General features: G+C 42.4%; 4 protein-coding genes. 3 read left to right on the forward strand and 1 reads right to left on the reverse strand.

Annotated elements, in window-relative coordinates:
- The first annotated feature begins 109 nt into the window (after positions 1–109).
- Positions 110–2239 carry a DHH family phosphoesterase gene (locus GNE10_RS32665; RefSeq protein WP_185570169.1) on the forward strand — a complete coding sequence of 710 codons (2130 nt, stop codon included), beginning with the start codon at positions 110–112 and terminating at the stop codon, positions 2237–2239.
- A gap of 84 nt (positions 2240–2323) precedes the next feature.
- Here the strand turns inward: GNE10_RS32665 and psb30 are convergent, their stop codons facing one another.
- On the reverse strand, positions 2324–2467 hold the full coding sequence (psb30, locus tag GNE10_RS32670; RefSeq protein ID WP_069068686.1) for a photosystem II reaction center protein Ycf12/Psb30: 144 nt from the start codon (positions 2465–2467) through the stop codon (positions 2324–2326).
- A 447-nt stretch (positions 2468–2914) separates the two neighbouring features.
- On the opposite strand from psb30, the gene GNE10_RS32675 reads away from it, so the two are divergent.
- Entirely contained in the window at positions 2915–3265 is a 351-nt protein-coding gene (locus GNE10_RS32675) for a YkgJ family cysteine cluster protein (RefSeq protein WP_099066975.1), read from the forward strand.
- 172 nt (positions 3266–3437) lie between these two features.
- Positions 3438–3869 carry a TMEM165/GDT1 family protein gene (locus tag GNE10_RS32680; protein ID WP_099066976.1) on the forward strand — a complete coding sequence of 144 codons (432 nt, stop codon included), beginning with the start codon at positions 3438–3440 and terminating at the stop codon, positions 3867–3869.
- The last annotated feature ends 49 nt before the right edge of the window (positions 3870–3918 follow it).

Here is a 3918-nt window from a genome sequence, read left to right on the forward strand (position 1 = left end):
CTACTAGAAGGAATGGGCTTTCTCGCCGTCTTTATGGTAAAAGTGATTCAAGCGCGTAGCCCGTCGCAGGCATCGCTATTATCTAAAAGGAAACTTCTAATCTTGAACTGTGCCAGACCGACCTTTAACGGAATCCTTAAAACAAACTACACCCTTACCCAATCAGCGTTGGCAGATTTATCCACAAAAAACTCAGTTAGCTCAAAAGCTAGCCCTTGAGACAAATCTTTCACCCATTATCAGCCAGCTGTTAATTAATCGTGGCATTGATACGCCAAAAGCAGCACAAGAATTTTTAGAACCAGAATCTTTAGTCTTACCTCCGCCTTTAGAAGAATTTCCAGATTTGGCCATTAGTGTAGAGTTATTGGAAAATGCCATTGCTTCTCAAACCAAAATCGCTATTTGTGGTGACTACGATGCTGATGGTATGACTAGCACTGCTTTACTTTTGCGTAGCCTACGGACTTTAGGCGCACAAGTAGATTATGCTATTCCCAGTCGGATGCACGAAGGTTACGGTATTAATAAACGCATAGTTGAAGAATTTCATACTGAAGGAGTGGGACTAATTCTCACTGTAGATAATGGGATCTCTGCATTTGAACCTGTAGCTAGAGCTAGAGAACTAGGTCTTGCAATTATTATCACCGACCACCACGACATTCCCCAAAAATTACCACCAGCCAATGCTATTCTTAACCCCAAACTCATCGCTGAATCTTCACCTTACAGGGGTATTGCTGGTGTTGGTGTTGCCTATGTCTTGGCAGTGTCTTTGGCACAACAGCTAGGAGAGACTAAAGGCTTAATTAGACCAATGTTAGCACTATTTACATTGGGCACCATCGCAGATTTAGCTCCCTTAACTGGCGTTAATCGCCGTTGGGTGAAAAGAGGTTTACAGCATTTACCCAAATCCAACTTAGCTGGAGTCCAGGCGTTAATTCAAGTAGCTGGAGTGCAGGCGAGGGGAGAAGACACGGGGACACGGGGACACGGGGACACGGGGAAAGAATTCTCCGCGTCGCCGCGTCTCCCCGTCGCCGCGTCTTCTCCCAAATCGCTGAAGCCTGAAGATATCGGATTTCGCTTGGGGCCCCGAATTAATGCCATTGGTCGCATTGGTAGCCCCCAGACTGTTATTGAACTGCTAACCACAGATGATATGGGGGTGGCGCTGGAAAGAGCAATGCAGTGCGAACAAATCAATATCAGTCGTCAACAGATGTGTGAGCAAATTGAGCAAGAAGCTATTGCTGTTGTAGAAACGTTATATGTAACGTCTTTACAGCAACACCGCGTATTAGTTATTGTGCAACCTAACTGGCATCACGGCGTTATTGGTATCGTGGCCTCCCGCTTGGTAGAACGCTACGGTGTCCCTGTGTTCATTGGTACTTATGAAGATGAGCAACATATACGCGGTTCAGCACGAGGAATTCCAGAGTTTGATGTGTTTGCAGCTTTGGAATATTCTCACGATTTACTAGGCAAATTTGGCGGACACAAGGCAGCCGGTGGATTTTCTCTACCAGTAGAAAATTTACAGACATTGCGATCGCGTTTAATTGAGTTTGCCAATGGATGTCTTGAACTCCAACATCTCAAGCCTTTGTTGAAAATTGATGCTGAAATCAACTTCAGTCAAATCAACCACCAGCTTTATCAACAGCTTGACGCTTTGCATCCTTGCGGTATTGACAATCCCGATCCTGTTTTTTGGACACCTAATGTCCAAGTTATTGAACAGCAAATAGTTGGTAAGGGTCACATTAAACTGACAATTGCCCAAACTATTGATGGTCAACAGTATAGAATTAAGGCGATCGCTTGGCGTTGGCGGGATTACTTCCGCCTACCATCACGTTTGGATGTGGCTTATAAACTGCGAAATAATCACTTCAACGGTAACACCACCATCGAGCTAGAGTTAGTAGGTGCGAGATTACCAATTCAGCTTCAGGAATTTCTTGTTTCCCCACCTACTTCTTCAAGCACCACTTTTGAATACAACCAACGGCAGTATAGTTGTGGTTTCTATAAAAATGGTTTGGCAGCAGAATTGAGAATTAAAAATCCTGAAGGCAAAATCTTGGCTATGCAACTAGGACAGCCAAATGCTTTACTTGGTACTAATCGTCAAGATGCCAAGGAAATTGATATTTCCCAACCACAATATGACAATATTATCCAGGCCGCTTTGCAAGCATTGTCAATATCTAGTGCTGAGTCATGAATTCTGAGTTTTACCCGAAATTTTTTCCACCCAGCACTCAGCACTCAGCACGGGCTAAACGCCGCGCTTTTGCTAACAGCGTTCTTAAAGGTTACCGTTGCGAAATGCCAATACAAATATTACCGCCGGCCCAGCAATCACGATTAGCGCTACGGACAGTAATTGGAAAATCACTTCCCAATTGATGCTGGTAAAAGCGTTAAATAAATCAGACACAGCGTCAAACATTTTTTCTCTTCTCCTGCTAACTGTTTATAAAAATCAATAACTTAGTTAGGAAACCCGCCATCGATCATATCTGGCCACGGGCTACGGAATTTAATTTACTTAACAAAATTATAAGAAAAGACATAAAATGTGATGAATTGGGGACTGGGGAATAACATTATGTCCGGTTGAAGACTTACCATTAGGACTGACGCTCTTACGCGGAGAATTTTTTCGATAAGTGATTAGGCGGACATGATATGACATTCAAAATATTATTTTTAGTACGCAGTAACCAATAGACCTGTTGCAAAAGTATCTTTTGCAACAGATAGGGTAAAGGGTAAAGGGTAAATGAAAATCTATCCCTTTCCCCTTTAACCTTTCCCCTTTCCCCGACTTCTACAAGAATTCCAATATTGTTATAATAACGACTCCCAGTCATCAGTCACCAGTCCCCAATCCCAAATGGCAACTTGGCAATGTGTTAAGCAATGTGGAGCCTGCTGTCATCTAGATCCAGCAGAACGTCCAGATTTGGATGAGTATCTCTCACCCGCAGAACTAGAACTTTACCTCAGTATGGTGGGTGAAGGAGGATGGTGCATTAATTTTGACCATACAACGCGAGAGTGCCGTATTTACCCAAATCGTCCGCGCTTTTGCCGGGTGGAGGCAGAAGTGTTTCAAGATATGTATGGTATTGAAGCAGAAGAACTCAATGATTTTGCTATTGATTGCTGTCGTCAGCAAATAGAAGGAGTATACGGCGATCGCAGTTTAGAAATACTACGCTTTGATCGAGCTATTGGCCTTTAATTGTAGCGATTTAAAATGATTTGACTTACACCCAAAATATTTTCTAGAGACTAGCAATTGCAACGTCTCTACATTTCTTGGAATAACTTTTTTGTCTGGAGTTGCAATTTATTACAAAAATCTGAGAATATGATAGAAATATGAAAGCAACCTAGCAACAAAATTATTGCCTGTGAAACTAGATTCTGCACCTATAGGGATTTCTGGCATATCTTCATCTGAGATTGAGCTAGAATTGAAAGATAGTGACGATTTCAACTTAACATCACCTCAGTGCTTACCAGATAAGTCTGTAGTTGCAGATAATCCTCGAAAGCAGGAATCAGCACTAGCAATTTTTGGCACAACTTTCATAACCATCTTTTTAGCAGAAATTGGAGATAAAACTCAGTTATCAACTCTGTTAATGAGTGCAGAATCTCATTCACCGTGGTTAGTATTCATTGGATCTGCTGCTGCCCTCATCACCACCAGCTTGCTAGGTGTACTTTTAGGTAGTTGGATAGCCAGCCGACTCAGCCCCAAAACCGTAGAAAAATCAGCAGGTGTGATGTTGTTGTTGATTTCTCTAATGCTATTTTGGGATGTATTGATTGGTCATTAATCATTAGTCATTGGTGATGACTTTTTCTACTTGTCCCCCTTGTCTCCCC

The sequence above is a fragment of the Nostoc sp. 2RC genome, assembly GCF_014222165.1.
Taxonomy (GTDB): domain Bacteria; phylum Cyanobacteriota; class Cyanobacteriia; order Cyanobacteriales; family Nostocaceae; genus Nostoc; species Nostoc linckia.